General features: G+C 71.4%; 16 protein-coding genes. 8 read left to right on the forward strand and 8 right to left on the reverse strand.

Annotated elements, in window-relative coordinates; translation table 11 throughout:
- The coding region (locus ACJ73U_RS03395; protein ID WP_407776019.1) for a dihydrofolate reductase family protein at positions 1 to 255 on the forward strand (255 nt) is incomplete at its 5' end.
- 80 nt (positions 256 to 335) lie between these two features.
- On the opposite strand, the gene ACJ73U_RS03400 is transcribed toward ACJ73U_RS03395, so the two are convergent.
- Genes ACJ73U_RS03400 through ACJ73U_RS03410 form a run of 3 tightly spaced genes read right to left on the reverse strand, consistent with a single transcriptional unit; the run spans position 336 to position 3,223 of the window.
- Positions 336 to 1,175 carry a hypothetical protein gene (locus ACJ73U_RS03400; RefSeq protein ID WP_407776020.1) on the reverse strand — a complete coding sequence of 280 codons (840 nt, stop codon included), beginning with the start codon at positions 1,173 to 1,175 and terminating at the stop codon, positions 336 to 338.
- Between the two features lie 48 nt (positions 1,176 to 1,223).
- The gene (locus ACJ73U_RS03405; RefSeq protein ID WP_407776021.1) at positions 1,224 to 2,810 is read right to left on the reverse strand and encodes a cation acetate symporter; all 1,587 of its coding nucleotides are present in this window, start codon (positions 2,808 to 2,810) and stop codon (positions 1,224 to 1,226) included.
- Complete coding sequence (locus ACJ73U_RS03410) at positions 2,807 to 3,223, reverse strand: DUF485 domain-containing protein (protein WP_407776022.1); 417 nt, start codon at positions 3,221 to 3,223, stop codon at positions 2,807 to 2,809. The genes ACJ73U_RS03405 and ACJ73U_RS03410 overlap by 4 nt, the downstream gene beginning before the upstream one ends.
- Positions 3,224 to 3,797: 574 nt before the next feature.
- Here ACJ73U_RS03410 and ACJ73U_RS03415 point away from each other — a divergent pair.
- Genes ACJ73U_RS03415 through ACJ73U_RS03430 form a run of 4 tightly spaced genes read left to right on the forward strand, consistent with a single transcriptional unit; the run spans position 3,798 to position 8,461 of the window.
- Positions 3,798 to 6,896: a nitrate- and nitrite sensing domain-containing protein gene (locus ACJ73U_RS03415; protein WP_407776023.1), complete on the forward strand. Its 3,099-nt coding sequence runs from the start codon at positions 3,798 to 3,800 to the stop codon at positions 6,894 to 6,896.
- A complete protein-coding gene (locus tag ACJ73U_RS03420) occupies positions 6,893 to 7,333 on the forward strand; it encodes a roadblock/LC7 domain-containing protein (protein WP_407776024.1) in 441 nt (146 codons plus the stop codon). The genes ACJ73U_RS03415 and ACJ73U_RS03420 overlap by 4 nt, the downstream gene beginning before the upstream one ends.
- A complete protein-coding gene (locus ACJ73U_RS03425) occupies positions 7,330 to 7,872 on the forward strand; it encodes a DUF742 domain-containing protein (RefSeq protein ID WP_407776025.1) in 543 nt (180 codons plus the stop codon). Before ACJ73U_RS03420 ends, ACJ73U_RS03425 begins: the two co-directional genes overlap by 4 nt.
- A gap of 25 nt (positions 7,873 to 7,897) precedes the next feature.
- The gene (locus tag ACJ73U_RS03430; RefSeq protein WP_407776026.1) at positions 7,898 to 8,461 is read left to right on the forward strand and encodes a GTP-binding protein; all 564 of its coding nucleotides are present in this window, start codon (positions 7,898 to 7,900) and stop codon (positions 8,459 to 8,461) included.
- 208 nt (positions 8,462 to 8,669) lie between these two features.
- Here the strand turns inward: ACJ73U_RS03430 and ACJ73U_RS03435 are convergent, their stop codons facing one another.
- Entirely contained in the window at positions 8,670 to 9,230 is a 561-nt protein-coding gene (locus tag ACJ73U_RS03435) for a TIGR03086 family metal-binding protein (RefSeq protein WP_407776027.1), read from the reverse strand.
- 53 nt (positions 9,231 to 9,283) lie between these two features.
- On the opposite strand from ACJ73U_RS03435, the gene ACJ73U_RS03440 reads away from it, so the two are divergent.
- A complete protein-coding gene (locus ACJ73U_RS03440) occupies positions 9,284 to 9,703 on the forward strand; it encodes a MarR family winged helix-turn-helix transcriptional regulator (RefSeq protein WP_407776028.1) in 420 nt (139 codons plus the stop codon).
- Here ACJ73U_RS03440 and ACJ73U_RS03445 read toward each other — a convergent pair.
- From ACJ73U_RS03445 to ACJ73U_RS03460, 4 genes are all read right to left on the reverse strand, one after another.
- Complete coding sequence (locus ACJ73U_RS03445) at positions 9,686 to 10,432, reverse strand: DinB family protein (protein WP_407776029.1); 747 nt, start codon at positions 10,430 to 10,432, stop codon at positions 9,686 to 9,688. The genes ACJ73U_RS03440 and ACJ73U_RS03445 overlap by 18 nt on opposite strands.
- 85 nt (positions 10,433 to 10,517) lie before the next feature.
- Positions 10,518 to 11,558 carry a TetR/AcrR family transcriptional regulator gene (locus tag ACJ73U_RS03450; RefSeq protein ID WP_407776030.1) on the reverse strand — a complete coding sequence of 347 codons (1,041 nt, stop codon included), beginning with the start codon at positions 11,556 to 11,558 and terminating at the stop codon, positions 10,518 to 10,520.
- 72 nt (positions 11,559 to 11,630) lie between these two features.
- Positions 11,631 to 11,984: a VOC family protein gene (locus ACJ73U_RS03455; RefSeq protein ID WP_407776031.1), complete on the reverse strand. Its 354-nt coding sequence runs from the start codon at positions 11,982 to 11,984 to the stop codon at positions 11,631 to 11,633.
- A gap of 97 nt (positions 11,985 to 12,081) precedes the next feature.
- Positions 12,082 to 13,992, reverse strand: a complete 1,911-nt coding sequence (locus tag ACJ73U_RS03460; RefSeq protein ID WP_407776032.1) for a GH25 family lysozyme — start codon at positions 13,990 to 13,992, stop codon at positions 12,082 to 12,084.
- Between the two features lie 332 nt (positions 13,993 to 14,324).
- Between ACJ73U_RS03460 and ACJ73U_RS03465 the strand changes: the two genes are divergently transcribed.
- Together ACJ73U_RS03465 and ACJ73U_RS03470 are read left to right on the forward strand one after the other, a co-directional pair.
- The gene (locus ACJ73U_RS03465; protein ID WP_407776033.1) at positions 14,325 to 14,483 is read left to right on the forward strand and encodes a hypothetical protein; all 159 of its coding nucleotides are present in this window, start codon (positions 14,325 to 14,327) and stop codon (positions 14,481 to 14,483) included.
- A 41-nt stretch (positions 14,484 to 14,524) separates the two neighbouring features.
- Positions 14,525 to 15,676 (forward strand): acyl-CoA dehydrogenase family protein, encoded by a 1,152-nt coding sequence (locus ACJ73U_RS03470; RefSeq protein ID WP_407776034.1) that lies wholly within the window; start codon positions 14,525 to 14,527, stop codon positions 15,674 to 15,676.
- Positions 15,677 to 15,700 lie beyond the last annotated feature (24 nt).

The following is a 15,700-nucleotide window of genomic DNA, read 5'->3' on the forward strand; positions in this document are numbered from 1 at the left end:
GAGTCCGCGCTCGACCAGGCCCGCGAGGCAGCCGGCGACCGCGACGTCCGCATCGCGGGCGGCGGCGCGACCATCCTGGAGTACGTGAACGCCGGCCTGGTCGACGAGTTCTCGGTCGCGCTGTCGCCCGTGCTGTTCGGCTCCGGAGTCCGCCTGTTCGAGGGCGTGGACGCGGGCCGCGTGGCCCTGGAGCAGGTCCGCGCGGAGCCCTCCCCGAGGGTGACGCACCTGACCTACGCCGTCCGACGGCGGTAGGCGCCTGGCGGCACCGGCCTGAGCCGAGTCAGGTCCGAGAGCCCGCTTCCGTCTCGACCGGTACGAAAGGGACAGCGCCGTCAGAGACCGACGCGGCGCAGTGCCAGCGCGACGAACCCGCGCATCGACCGGTCCCAGCCGGCCGGTGCGGGTGGCGGCTTCTGGTCCACCAGCAGGTCCAACGCCGCACCCGGCAGGTCGGCGCCCAACCGGAACGCCAGTGCGACCGCCGCCGTCATGCGGACGTCCAGCGGCCCGGCGTCCAGCTGCGCCGCCAGGTGCTTGTCCACCAACGGGAAACCGGACAGGTACCCGAGCGTGAGGTTCGCGCTCGCCGGGGCCACCGAGGCGATGAGCGCGTCCACAACAGCCTCGTCCGCGGGGAAGTAGGCCAGCAGTTCCGCCGACTGGGCCGCCACCACCGGATCCGCCAGCCAGCCCGCGTACGACGACACGTGGGCCTGCCCGGCGCGGTAGGCGTCCGCCGCCCAGCGCACGGCCGCCGCCTCGAAGTACTCCGCCGGGGCCTCGTCGTACGGGTTCTCCGACGCGAACAGCAGCCTCGTCACCTCGGCGAGGTCGTCGGTGGACAGTTCGTCGCCCGCGGCGAAGTCCGGGGTGAACGGCAGCGGTGCGTCCCCGATGACGATCGCGCGCAGCAGGCTCAGCACCGGCTCACGGTCGGGTGTGTCCGGATCGTCCACGAGCGCCACCAGGAACGGCACCACCGCGGCGCTCACCGGCCAGCGCGAACCCTGGTGGTACACCGCGCCGGACAGCCACGACAACGCGCCCTCGCGCGTCGAGGCGTTGGGGGAGCGCAGCATCCGCAGCCGGTCCGGCACGTCCGCCGCCACGCCATGAGCATGATGCAACTGCCGCCACGGCACATCGGCCAGGCCCGCGAGGGGGTCACGCACACCACGTTTCTACCCCACCCGGGCCGCGGCGTCAGTGCGCGGGCGGTCTCAGCGGTGGATGCCGGTCAGCGCGCGGACGGCCATCTCCTTCTGCTTCGCCTCGTCGACCTGCTCTTTGCTGAGCACGGTGCCGAGGTAGGCGAACAGGAACGAGAGCGGGATCGACACGATGCCCGGGTTAGTGAGCGGAAACACATGGAAGTCGGCCTCGGGGAAGATCGACGTCGGCGCGCCGGACACCACCGGGGAGAAGAACACCAGCAGCAGGCACGAGCTCAGCCCGCCGTACATGCCCCACAGCGTCCCGGTGGTGTTGAACCGTCTCCAGAACAGCGAGAACAGCAGCGTCGACAGGTTGGCCGACGCGGCGAACGCGAACGCCAGCGCCACCAGGAACGCGACGTTCTGGCCGATCAGGAGCACGCCGCCGATCATCGCCAGCAGGCCGACCACCACGGCCGTCAGCCGCGCGACCCGGACCTCGGCCGCGGGCTCGGCCTTGCCGCCGCGGAAGATGTTGGCATACACGTCGTGGGCGAACGAGGCCGACGCGGTCAGGGTGAGGCCCGCCACCACGGCGATGATCGTCGCGAACGCGACCGCGGCCACGATGCCCAGCAGCAGCGTGCCGCCGATCTCGAACGCCAGCAGCGGCGCGGCCGAGTTCTCCTTGCCGGTCGACGAGAGGATCCGGTCCGACCCGACCAGCGCCGACGCGCCGTAGCCGATCACCAGGGTGGCCAGGTAGAACACGGCCATGCACCCGATCGCCCACACCACCGACCGGCGCGCCTGCCCGGCGTTGGGCACCGTGTAGAACCGCATCAGCACGTGCGGCAGGCCCGCGGCGCCGAACACCAGCGCCAGCGACAGCGAGATGAAGTCCAGCTGGGCGTGGCCGTACTGGGCGCCCGGCTCGAGCACCTTCTGCCCGTCGGCGTTGTGCGCCGCGGCCTCCTCCAGCAGCGCCGACATGCTGAACCCGAACTTGCCGAGCAGGAACACGGTCATCAGCACGGCGGTCATCACGAGTAGCGTCGCCTTGATCACCTGCACCCAGGTGGTGCCCCGCATGCCGCCGACGAGCACGTAGAAGATCATCACGAGCCCGACGACGCAGATCACCAGCGCCTGCCCGCCCTTGCCGTGCACGTTCAGCAGCAGCGCGACGAGCCCGCCGGCGCCGGCCATCTGCGCCACCATGTAGAAGAACGAGATCACGAGCGTCGACGTGGCGGCCGCGGCACGCACCGGGCGCTGGCGCATCCGGTACGCCAGCACGTCGCCCATGGTGAACCGGCCCGTGTTGCGCACGCCCTCGGCCACCAGCAGCAGCGCCACCAGCCACGCGACGAGGAACCCGATCGAGTACAGGAAGCCGTCGTAGCCGTGCACCGCGATCGCGCCGGCGATGCCGAGGAACGACGCGGCCGACAGGTAGTCACCGGTGATCGCGATGCCGTTCTTGCGACCGGTGAACGCGCTGCCGGCCGCGTAGTAGTCGGCGGTGGAGGCGTTGCGGCTGCTCACCCGGTACACCACGTACAGGGTGATCGCGACGAAGCCGCCGAACACCGCCAGGTTGAGCAGCGGGCTGCCGACCTGGCCGCCCGACTCCGCGTGGTTCGTGGTCATTTCGCGTCGACTCCCGCCACCGCGCGCAGCGCCGCGACCCGCGGGTCGAGATGCCGCCGGGCGTAGCGCACGTACGCGAGGGTGATCGCGACGGTCGAGACGAACTGGAGCAGCCCGAGCGCCAGCCCCACGGTGACGAGCCCGAACAGGCGCTGGCTCATGAAGCCCCGCGCGTACGCGGCGAGCAGCACGTAGGTCAGGTACCAGAGGATGAACACCGTGGCCATGGGAAAGACGAACCGCCGGTGGCGCCGCCGCAGCGCCGCGAACTCGGGGCTGTCGTGGATGGCCTCGAAGTCCGGCTCACCCGGCCCGGGTGGGGAGGCGGCCGGCTCGCTGGCGATTCCACCGAACGCCGCGCCCGCCTGTCCGGGCGCACGCGCGGTTATCGGGGTGTGAACCACCTGGGGCATATCTTTCCTCCGCGGAAGACGACCGCGGGAAACCGTACACGCGCGCGGCCGGGAATTAGGTAGGGGGGCTGGATTAATTCGGCGGCAGTCGCCAGGCCGAAGTAGACACTACCCGGGCAAGGGAACTCAAGTCATTCACACCTCTCGGTGAAACCTGAAGTGACTTTGCGTTGTGAGAGTTGCACGCGGCAGGATCGATGTGACGCAGAGTGTTCGCCTTCGCTGGTCGAAGATCCCAGAAATCGCTGGCAGAGATAGGTATTGCCGGCTCGTCACGTGACTGCCCGCCGACCGTCGACACGCGTTGGTGGAGTGTTACCCGTTCGGGGCATCAAGTCCGTCCAATCCAGACTGACAGTAGAACCGGCATGATCAAAATATGACGGCACCGTGGTGAGGGTGGCCTAATTTGATCGATTTGAAGTCCGTTTTCGCAGGTCACGGGGTTCACTTTGGAATGATTTCGGGCCCGTTGGGCTGCGGTACGATCAACGCTCAGTTCTCGCCGTGGCGGCACCCGCGCGGCGCTCGACTGCAAATGTCGTCTCCTCATTACTCGAAATGAGGCGCTGCCTTGAAAGCTGCGGAACCCACGTCCCGGTGGTCGGCGTTGTGGGCTGTGCTCGCGAACTGGCGGGACTGGAACATCCCGGTCAAGCTCGCCGCGGTCACGCTCGTGCCGGTCGTCTTCGCGATGGTGCTCGGCACCATGCAGATCTCCGACCAGGTGGACAAGGCCGCCGCGTACCGGCGGGTGGACCGGCTGGTGGTGGTCAACGAGACGCTGCGGGAACTGGTCGCCGCGCTGCAGGAGGAACGCGGCGACGCCGGTGTGCTGCTCGCCCTCCGCGTCGGTGACGTCACCAGCACCCTCGCGACCGAGCAACGCGCCACCGACCACGCGCGGGCGGAGTTCCTCCGCGCCACCGGCCGGGTCACGCTCGACCACGAGGCGGGCGCCGCGCGCTACGCGGACGTGCGGACCTGGCTGGGGGAGCTGGCCAACATCCGCGAGCAGATCACCGAGACCGGCTTCGACGCGGCCAACGCGGTCACCCGGTACTCGGCGGTCATCCGCGCGCTGCTGCGGTTCGACCGGACGATGTCGTCCGAGGCCCTCGACCCGACGCTCGCCTCGACCGCGTCCGCGCTCTACGACCTCGAGGAGATCAAGGAGGAGGTCTCCTACCAGCAGGCGGTGGTCGCGGTCGGCATCGTGCGCGGCGACCTCACCGGCCCCGAGGTCGAGTCGCTCGACAAGTCCGTCAACCGGCAGGCGGACCGGCTCGCAGACTACGACGCCGTCGCCGGCGCCGGCCGCGGCCGGCTCTACGAGGACAAGGTCTCCGGCACCGGCATCGCGGGCCGCAACAACATCGTGGCTGCCGCCATCGCGCAACCCGCCGGGATGCCGGTCCCCACCACCTCACAGGAGTGGCAGGACGGCTCGGCCCTCACGATCAACCGCATCGGCGAGGTCGCCCGCGTGCTCGCCAGGGACCTGCACGACGGTTCCGCCGCGCTGCAGGACGAGGCGAGCGACGGCGCGGGCCTCGCCGCGGTGATCCTGCTGGTGGCGCTCGTGGTCGCGCTCGCGGTCATGTTCGTCGTCGGCCGCCACCTGCTCACCTCCCTCGCGCGGCTGCGCAGGGGCGCGCTCGACGTCGCGGAGAAGGCGCTGCCCGACGCGGTCGCCCGCATCCGCGACGGCGGCGCGCAGGCCGCCGACATCGAGCTGCCGCCCGTGCCCGTGACCTCGATGGACGAGGTCGGCCAGGTGGCCCGCGCGTTCGACGCCGTGCAGCGGCAGGCGCTCAAGCTCGCCACCGAGCAGGCCGGCCTGCGCGCCAGGTTCTCCGGCGTGTTCGTCAACCTCTCGCGCCGCAGCCAGGGCCTCGTGCAGCGCCAGCTGCAGCTGCTCGAACGGCTCGAGCGCGACGAGGAGGACCCCGAGCAGCTCGCCACGCTGTTCCAGCTGGACCACCTGGCGACCCGGATGCGCCGCAACAACGAGAACCTCATGGTGCTCTCCGGCGGCGAGGTCGGCAGGCGCTCGCAGCGGCCGACGACCCTCGCCGACCTGCTGCGCGCGTCGGTGTCGGAGATCGAGCAGTACCAGCGGATCACGCTGCTCCCGCCGCCCCCGGTCGAGGTGGTCGGCTACGCGGTCGGCGACCTCGTGCGCCTGGTGGCCGAGCTGCTCGACAACGCCACCGCGTTCTCCGCGCCGGAGACCCAGGTGACGATCGCGAGCCACGTGTTCGAGGACGGCTCGCTGTGCATCGCGGTGCACGACGAGGGCATCGGGATGAGCCAGGACGAGCTGGACGAGGCCAACGACAAGCTGGCCGACGCCGGCCTGGTCGACGTGTCGACCTCGCGGCGGATGGGGCTGTTCGTCGTCGGCCGGCTGGCCGGCCGGCACGGCATCGAGGTCCGCCTGAACGCCGGCCAGGACCAGCGGGGCGTGCGCGCGACCGTGACCGTGCCCGCCGAGGTGGTCATCCAGGGCGCGCCGCCGGTCGAACCCGAGCGGCCGAGGCGGGCGCCGAACGGGACGAGCAGGCTCGCGCCGTTCTCGTTGAGCGGCCAGATGAACGGCGTGCACCTCGGCGACACGGGCCAGCACGCGAGCCGCCGCGCCAACGGCGTCATCAAGAGCGGGCTGACCCCCGCACCGCTGCCGCGCCACCAGCGGCCGGACCCGCCCGCACCACCGGTGCCGCCGATGCCGCCGGTACCGCCCGCACCGCCCATCCCGGCGCGCGGCGGCGACCCCCAGCTGCCACGCCGGGAACCGGGCGAGCGCATGCCCGGCCCGCGTGGCGCCGAGGCGCGGGGCCTGTTCACCCCGGCGCGCGAGGCGAGTGCGAACACCGGCTGGTGGATCGACAGGTCCGTCGTGGAGGAGACCACGCCGATCTTCGACGAGATGGTGTCGGCCTGGTTCCGCGCGGTCAGCGATCCAGCTGCCGAGACCAACACCATGCATCACCCCCCGAGTCAGGACGATCCGCACAGCGGTGGCGACCCGTGGAACTTCGCCGCCGACTCCGGCTTCGACACCGCCCGTGCCGTGTTGAAGACCGAGCCGTCCGATTTCACCTCGGGTGGGCTGCCGCGCCGCAGTCCGAGACAACATCTGGTCCCCGGGAGCGCCACTCCGGACGCTGACCCCGGGCAGTCTCGGCACGGGCGCGACGCGGACGTCGTACGGAACCGGTTGAGCGACTACCGGCACGGCGTCCGCAGGGCACGGGATCACCGGTACGGCGTCGAACCCCCTTCACCCTCCCGCGCCGCGCCGGTGATCCCGTCCCGACCGCCACTGCCCGCCCCCTCCGTGCCGGACCCCGCGTCGTACGGCCTGCCCGGTGGCTGGCGGTTCGCCGCCGACATCGGCTGGCGGGCCGCGGGCCAGGTCTCCTCGTCGGCCCCGACGGACTTCACGGCCGGCGGGCTGCCCCGGCGCAGCCCTCGGCAGAACCTCGTGCCGGGCAGCGTCTCCCACTCCGGTCACGGCAACGGGGCCGGCACCGGCGCCCCGCGCCCCCACCGGGCCGAGGAGACGCGCGGCCGCCTCGGAAACCTCCAAAAAGGACTTTCGCGCGGCCGGAGGAATCTGGCCGACCGCGGTGCACAGGATCGTACAAGTCAACAGGAGATCGAATGACTTCGCCGCAGACCCAACCACACCAGTTCGGATGGTTGGTCAACGACTTCGCCGAGCGCGTTCCCGGCGTGGCACACGCCGTCGTCGTGTCCGCGGACGGGCTGCTGCTCACCGCGTCCGCCCGGTTGCCGATCGACCGCGCGGACCAGCTGGCCGCGGTGGCCTCCGGGCTCGTCAGCCTGACCCACGGCGCGGCCCGGTGCTTCGAGGCCGGCGGGGTCAAGGAGACCATCGTGGAGATGGACGGCGGCATCATGCTGCTGATGGCCGTCAGCGACGGGTCCTCGCTCGCCGTGCTGGCCTCGCCGCTGTGCGACATCGGTCAGGTCGCGTACGAGATGACGCTGCTGGTGGACCGGGTCGGACAGATCCTCACGCCGGAGCTGCGGGCACAGCTGCAGGGCGCCGGCGGGAGGATGGTTGGGCTGCCGGCGTGACAGGCGAGGACGGTTTCGCCGAGGTCCTCAACGGACTGGCGCTGGGGGGCGGGAAGCGCAAGCGGCACAAGGAACCGAACTCGACTCCCGTCGAGGAGCCCGAGGCCGTCGCGCCGGCCAGCTGGTCGTGGACGATCCCGTCGTCCGCGCCGGTCGTCGTCCCGGCGGCCACGCCGGTGACGGAGGAGGACATCGGCAGTGACGCTTCGATGGTGCGCCCGTACGCGTGGACCGGCGGGCGCACGAAGTCCACCGTGGACTTCCAGATCGAGACGATGGTGTCCACCAGCGAGCACGGCGAGAACATCGAGGCCCTGACGCAGACCGAGCACCGCTCCATCGCGGAGCTGTGCGCCGAGCCGAGGTCGGTCGCCGAGGTGGCCACCCTGCTGGCGGTGCCCCTGGGCGTGGCCAAGGTGCTGCTGGGCGACATGGCCAACCTGGGCCTGGTCATCGTGCACAAGACGGCCACCGGTGGCGGCAACAAGGCACATCTCATGTTGATGGAAAGGGTTTTGAGTGGACTCCGTCGGCTTTGACGCGGGCAGCGCCTCCGGGCCATCCATGACGTCGGTGAAGATCGTCGTCGGCGGTGGCTTCGGCGCCGGTAAGACGACGTTCGTCGGTTCGGTCTCGGAGATCATGCCACTGACCACGGAGGCGGTGATGACCGAGGCCAGCGTGGGTGTCGACAACCTGGACGGGATACCCAGCAAGCGGACCACCACGGTCGCGATGGACTTCGGCCGCGTGTCGCTGGACCGCGACCTGGTCCTGTACCTGTTCGGCACGCCGGGCCAGGAACGCTTCTGGTTCATGTGGGACGACCTCGTGCGTGGCGCCATCGGCGCGGTCGTGCTGACCGACACCCGGCGCCTCGCGGACTCCTTCGCCCCCATCGACTTCTTCGAGGACCGGAAGCTGCCCTACGTCGTGGGCCTGAACTGCTTCGACGGCAAGCAGACCCACGCCATCGACGAGGTCCGCGAGGCACTGGCCGTCCCCGACACGGTCCCGATCGTCCCGTGCGACGCCCGCGACCGCGAGTCGGTGAAGAACACGCTGATCACGATGGTGGAGTACTCGATGCAACGCTGGGTCGCCGCCCACGGCGCTGGAGTGCGCTGACAACCGTTGGCCCGCCGGTCCCGGCTCTCCGGCACGGCCGGGGCCGGTCGCCGTCGAGCGGCACGCGCCGGTCGGGTTCGAGCCAATCGAGTGCCGGCGCCTTCGTGTGCACCGGTTCACGCCCGCTGATCTTCGTGCAGTCCGCCGGCAGCTCCGCTGTCGGGTCCCGCCCGGCCCGGGGTCGAGCTGGGGTGCCCGTCGGCTCGGCTCAGTGCCAGTTCGGGTCGCGGCCGAGCAGTGCCAGGGTGCCGGCCCAGCCGTCGGCCGCCGTGGGCAGGGCGGGGGCGAACGCCGCGCCCGGGGCCGTGCGGGCGGCGCCGCCCGGCACCCGCTCGGCCTGCTGCCGCACCGCGGTGAGTAGCTCGTCGTCGTAGTCGGTTGGTGTGCCGAGGGTCGCGGCGACGTCCCAGCCGTGGACCAGCGTGTCGAGCAGGTGGAAGCCGATCACGGTGTCGAGCGGGAACCGCCGGTCGCCGAACTCCGGCAGCAGCACCGACCGCGCGGGATCGGCGGCGGCGAACGCGGCGACCACCACCGCCGCGCCGGCCGCCCAGGTCTCGGGGTCCGCGGGCGCGAACGCCTCGGCGGACACGTCGGCCAGTGCCGCGGCGGCGAACCCGCGGTCCTGGCCGGTCATGTGCGCGAGCAGCGTCCGCAGGTCCCAGCCGGCGCACGGGGTCGGCCGGTCCAGGTCGGCCGGCCGGACCCGCGTGAGGACCGGCCGGATGGCCTCGACGGCGCGGCGGTGTAGCTCTCTGATGTTCTGCATCTGCAAACTATCTACCATGGTAGACGATTGGTCAACCGGTATCGTTCGAGCGCATGAAGGGCCAGCGCCACGACCTCGGAGCGTCGTTCGCCCGCCTGACCAGGGCGATGATCGAGGCGGAGACACCGATCCTGCGCGCGCACGACATCGAGATGTGGGACTACGCCGTGCTGAGCGCGCTGCGGGACGCCGCGGCCCCGACCCAGTCGGAACTGGCCGCCGCCGTGCACCGGGACAAGACCCGCCTGATCCCGATCCTCGACCGCCTCGAGTCGCGTGGCCTCGTCACCCGCACCCCCGACCCGGCCGACCGCCGCAACCGCGTGATCGCCCTGACCGACGAGGGCCGCGCGGTGCTCACCGCGTGCCGCACCGCCATCCGCGCCATGGAGGCCGACTTCCTCGCCTCGGTGCCCGCCGCCAGGCGCCGCGCCTTCGTCGAGGTGCTGGACCAGCTAGCCGACCTGGTCTGACAGGGCCGCCAGGTCCCGCTCCGCGTACAGGCGGTGCTGCCACTCCTCGTTGAGGACGGTCAGCAGGCATTCACGCACCGGGAAGCTGACCGGTGGCGGCCAGCCCGCGCCCTCGACCACCTCGGTCTCGCGGTCGAGCGACGCGTCGGTCAGGCCGTCGACCACCGCGCGTACCGACGCCATCCGGTCGCGGCGCAACGCGAGTACCTCGTCGAGGGACGGGCGTGCCTCCCGGTCACGGGGCACGCCCGGCGTGTCGGGCATCTCGTCCCACGGCAGGCCCAGCGCGTGCCACGGCGCCGGATCGCCGAGGACCGCCCGCCTGACCCACGCGTCGGTCGCGAACACCAGATGCCGCAGGGTCTCGATGAACGACCACTCGCCGCCGACCGACTCGTGCAGCGCCTCCGGCGGCACCCGGCGTGCCCGGGCGACGGTCTGCGCCCACAGCCGCTCCACGACCGACCACGCCTCGCGGAACCCGGCGGCGTCCGCCGGCCGCATCTTGGCCCGGTCCGGGTATCGCCGGTTCAGCTCCGCCTCCACCAGCGGCTCGACCTCGACCCCGTTGATCACCAGGCCGTCGATGTCACCGTGTATCTCCGCGCCGCTCAGCGAGACCCCGTGCATCACGACGTCCCGCAGCTCGACCGCACGGAACCGCGCACCGGTCAGATCGACGGACACGAACCGGGAGCCGGCGAGGTCCCGGTGGGTGAAGTCAGCCATGCCGCGGACCGTAGCCCCGGGAGCACGCGCGGCACGACCCCGACAGGCCGGCGTCAGCGCGAAACCGGGACGGCACAAGGCATGCTCACCGGTCGGACCTCGCCGAGACACCCACCGCGTGCGCCGCGCCGCGCCCGGCCGCCCGCGCGACGATCTCCCCGCGCTGGACCCGGAACGCCGCCTCCGTGTCGTCCGCGTCCCGGACCCCGGCGGCGGCGGCGACCGCGCCGTCGTCGAGCACGACCCGGCACCCCGGCGCCCCGAACACCGGCAGCAGGCAGCCCGCGAGATCCCGGAGGCGCAACCGCACGAGCCGCCCCAGCTCCGCGTGGTCACTCGTCACCACGACGACGGTGACCTGCTCGGCGGCACGCACGGCCTCCTCCGCCGCACCCAGCCGCCCGGTGCCGAGCACCGCGATCACCCCGTCGCCGCCGAAGCCGGTGGCCTGGCCGGTGAGCAGGTCCGGCAGCTCGCCCGCCGGCGTCCACTCCTCCCGGACCGCCTGCGCCGGCTGGACGAACGGGAGGTGCGGCGGATCCCACGTGTCGGCGAGGTCGAGGTCCGCGAGGTGCTGGCACGCGCGGATCACGTCGAAGGGGTCGCCGAAGCCCGGGGCGGTCTCCGCCAGGTGCCCGGCGCCGTTGAGCAGCGTGAGCACCAGCTCGGCCAGCCGGACCCGGCGCCGCGCGACCGGCCGGCACGACTCCAGCGCGCGGCCGAGCAGAACCGCCTCCAGCCTCGCGACCTGGGCGAGCGCGGTGCGGCCGGGCTCGTCGTCGAGCACGCCGGTCAGCGACCGCGCCCGCAGGTGGCCGCCCGCGGGTGTGTCGCCGGTCAGCGGCAGCCGTTCGAGCCAGTTGCCGGCGAAGGCGCCGAGCGCGTCGGCCACATCGGACGCGTGGCCGGCCGCCGGGGGCGGGGTGAGCGAGTCGAGCAGAACCGCCAGGTAGAGCGCGCGCTTGCTGGGGAAGTTCGAGTACACGGCGCCACGCGTCAACTCGGCGCGCTCCGCGATCCGGTCCACTTTGGCCTCGGCGTACCCGCGCTCGGCGAACTCGTCCCGCGCCGCGGCGAGCACGGCGGCCCGGTTGCGTTCCTGCTGCTCAGCCCGTGACAATCGCACCAAAGCGGCTCCATCCGATGCCACCATCACCCGGATGACAGTAACATCCGAAGCGATCGGACCTGGTCACCGTTAGGCGGGCTGCCACAGCTCGATGCGGTTGCCCTCGGGGTCGGTGACCCAGCCGAAGCGGCCGACGCCCGCCATGTCCTGAACCTCGTCGGTCACGTCGGCGCCCTTGTCACGCAGCTGTGTGAGCATGGCGTCGAGGTCGCGGACCCGGAGGTTGAGCATGGTCTGCTGCGAACGGGACCCGAAGTAGTCGGTTCCGGCCTCGAACGGCGCGAAGACGGTCGGGCCCGCCTCCTGGCGCCACAGGCCGTTCTCGTCGGCGTCGAGGCCGAGGCAGTCCCGGTACCAGGCGCCCAGGGCCGCCGGGTCCGAAGCGCGGATGAAGTACCCACCGATGCCGAGCACGCGTTCCATGCCGTGATCCTGCCAGTACGGCGGCCGGCCACGAGCGGGCGACACACGGGACGGCGCCCTTTCGGACGCCGTCCCGTGTCGCCGCCGGTCCGGCTGCTCAGGGCGCGAAGTAACCCGCGAGATCCGCCAGCAGGTTGATCGAGCCCGTGTTGTTGAACAACCACACGTCGCCCGCCGAGCCGACGCCCACCGACACCAGGTTCGGCACCGTCTGACCCGCGACCAGGTTCAGGTTCGACGAGGCCGGGCGGGTCGGCGTGGCGCCGGTCTTCGGGTACACCGACACGAAGGTGTCCGCGGTCGGGGCGATGCCGGTGACGTTGAGGATCACGCCCGTGGCACCGGTCCGCAGCGTGTTCGCCATGGACAGTGCGACCGCCTGCCCGCCACCGGAGACCGGGGTCCACGAGGTGCCGCCGCCACGCGTGTCGAGGAGGCGCTGCGGGGTGACCGCGATGAACTTCGAGCCGGAGTCGGGACCGTAGTAGCCGGCCAGGTCGGCGAGCAGGTGCACGGAACCCGTGTTGTTGTACAGGTCGATCGACCGGTTCGTCCCCAGCTTGACCGTCACCAGGTTCGGCGTCGCGTTCGCGCCAGCCAGGTTCAGGCTCGACACGTTCGGGCGGGACTGTCCGGTCGGCCACGCGGAGACGTACGTCCCGGTCGTCGCGCCGACACCGGTCAGGTTGATGGTCACGGCGGTGGCGGTCGCGGGCACCTCGCTGGATAAGTTGACCGTGACCGTGCCACCCGCGCCGACGGGCGAGCCGGACCGCGTGTCGAGGACCCGCTTGGGCGCCTGCGGGTTGAACAGTCCGGTCGCGTCGGTCGCGTAGTACCCGGCGAGGTCGGCCAGGAGGTGCGTGCTGCCGGTGTTGTTGTACAGCGACACCTTGCGGTCCGGGCCGACCTGGACGGTCACCAGGTTCGACCGCACGTCACCGGCGACCAGGTTCAGGTTGGACGCGTTCGGCCGCGGGCGGGCGGTGGGCCACGCGGTCACGAACGTCGCCGCGCTGGCGATCCCGGTCACGTTGAGCACCGCGGCCGTCGCGGTGGCAGGCAGCTGGCCGGACAGGTCGACGGTCGTCACACCACCGGGACCGAGCGGACCGCTCTTGCCGTCGCGGGTGTCGAGCACCCGGACCGGGGTCGTCGCGGTGTAGCCACCCGCCTTGGTCGCCAACGCGTCCAGCGTGGCCTCGCCGCCGCTGACGTAGTCGCTGTCCACCTGGCCGGAGATGCCGGGCACGGTCGTGGTGTCGCTGTACTGCCACAAGGTCCAGCTACTCCAGCCGCTCGGCACGGTCGGCGTGGCGACGCCGTGGTGCGCGATCCACAGCGGGTACGCGGCGAACGCGGTGCTGTTGCCGACGCACTCGCTCCAGAACGACGGCGTGGTGTAGAGCATGGGTGTCACACCGGTGCGGCGCTTGACCTCCGTCATGAAGTCGTTGATCCACGTCACCATGTCCGCCGGAGTCTTGTCGTAGCACCGGTTCGCGTACTCCAGGTACGGGTTGTACTCGATGTCCAGCGCCGGGCTCAGCGTCTTGCCGTCCGGGGCGTACCGGGCGTTGTCGATGAAGTAGTCGGCCTGCGTCTTGCCGTCGGTGTCGTTGGGCGTGCCGAAGTGGTAGGCGAACGCGTACATCCCGGCCGCCTGCGCACCGCTCTGGTCGCCGGTGAAGTACGGGTTGACGTAGTAGTCGCCCTCGGTCGCCTTCACACCGGTGAACCGGACGCCGCTGCCGGCGACCTGCGTCCAGTCGATGTCCCCGTTGGTGTGCTGGAAGCGCGCGACGTCGATGCCGCGCACCTGGTCGGCGTCGGCGGGCCGCGCGCGGTTCCCCGCGAACTCGGCGTCACTCACCGGGCTGTGCGGGTTGTCCACATTGTCCCGGACCACACCGCGAACGACCGGATAGTCGTTAGCGGATGGTTCCGCGCCCGCTGTCGGAATCACCATCCCGGACACGGACAGTGCCGCGCACACGGCGACGAGCACACGCCTTCCTGACGGTAGTGGCACGATGGTCTCCCCCTGGTTCGTCGGACGGCACCGGCTCGATACCCCGGCGCCGCGGGTAGCTTACGGCTCGACCATTTGACGTCGTGTCAGCGCGACAGGACGTGTCGGTCACTCATCCGATCGGTGCACCCGACGGTAGAGCCGAACGGGGGATCCGCCCGGCCGGCCCGGAGGCCGCGCTCACCCCGGCACAACGGGAAAGAGCGAGGTCAACCCCCCGCTGTTGGACGGCCTGCGCTACCGAAGGTGTTGCTCCTGCCCGATTTGGGTACCCAGGTGGGCGACACCGACTTCGTTGGGAGCGAACAATGCCTTGGGTGAGAGAGCACCGCCGCCGGACTCCGTACGGCTTGTTCGGCCGCAGGACGACGGTCCGCAGCCACTACCGCAGGTCTCCCGGCCACTCGACGCTGATCGCGGCCATCGTCGTCGTAGTGGTGATCCTGATCCTGATCGCCCTGTTCTAGCCGGGCGGCATGCCCTCCGCCGTGAACGTAAGGTGCTGGGCATGGATCTGTCGCTCAGCGAGGAGCAGGCCGCGCTACGTGAGCTCGCGCGGGAGTTCATCGACCGGGAGGTCGTGCCGCACACGCGGGACTGGGACCGGAGGGAGCAGGTCGACCGGGCCATCGTCGGCAAGCTCGCCGGGGTCGGGTTCCTCGGCATGACGGTGCCGGAGTCCTACGGCGGCTCCGGCGGCGACCACCTGTCCTACTGCCTGATGATGGAGGAACTGGGCCGCGGCGACTCCGCCATCCGCGGCATCGTCTCCGTCTCCCTCGGACTCGTCGGCAAGACGATCCTCAGCTACGGCACGGAGGAACAGAAGCAGCGGTGGCTGACCCGGCTCTGCGCCGGCGAGTCGCTCGCCTGCTTCGGGCTCACCGAGCCCGACACCGGGTCCGACGCCGGCAACCTCGCCACCAAGGCGGTGCGCGACGGCGACGAGTGGGTCCTGTCCGGGTCGAAGATGTTCATCACCAACGGCACCTGGGCCGACCTCGCGCTGGTGTTCGCCCGCACCGGGGAGGCCGGGCCGCGCGGGGTGACCGCGTTCCTCGTGCCGACCGGCGCGGACGGGTTCACGCACCGGGAGATCAAGGGCAAGCTCGGCCTGCGCGGCCAGTCGACCGGCGAGCTGGTCCTCGACGACGTGCGCGTCGGCGACGACGCCGTGCTCGGGCAGCTCGGCCAGGGCTTCAAGATCGCGATGGCCGCGCTCGACAAGGGGCGCATGTCCGTGGCCGCGGGATGCGTCGGCCTGGCGCGGGCGGCGCTCGAGGCGTCCACGAAGTACGCGGGGGAGCGCCACCAGTTCGGCAGGCCCATCGCGGGTTTCCAGCTGGTGCAGCAGATGCTGGCCGACATGGCCGTCGGCACCGACGCCGCGCGGCTCCTGGTCTGGCGGGTCGCCGACCTCGTCGACCGCGGGCTGCCGTTCTCCACGGAGGCCTCCATGGCCAAGCTCCACGCGAGCGAGAACGCCGTAGCCGCCGCGAACCTGGCCATCCAGGTCTACGGCGGCTACGGCTACCTCGACGAGTACCCGGTGGCGAAGATCCTCCGCGACGCGCGCGTGATGACCCTCTACGAGGGCACCAGCCAGGTTCAGAAACTCCTGATCGGCCGCAAGCTCACCGGGCTCAACGCCTTCACGTGATCGTCGGTCGTGGGGCCGCCCCAC

Origin of the sequence: Actinophytocola sp. (genome assembly GCF_045807065.1) — a bacterium.
Lineage (GTDB): Bacteria > Actinomycetota > Actinomycetes > Mycobacteriales > Pseudonocardiaceae > Actinophytocola.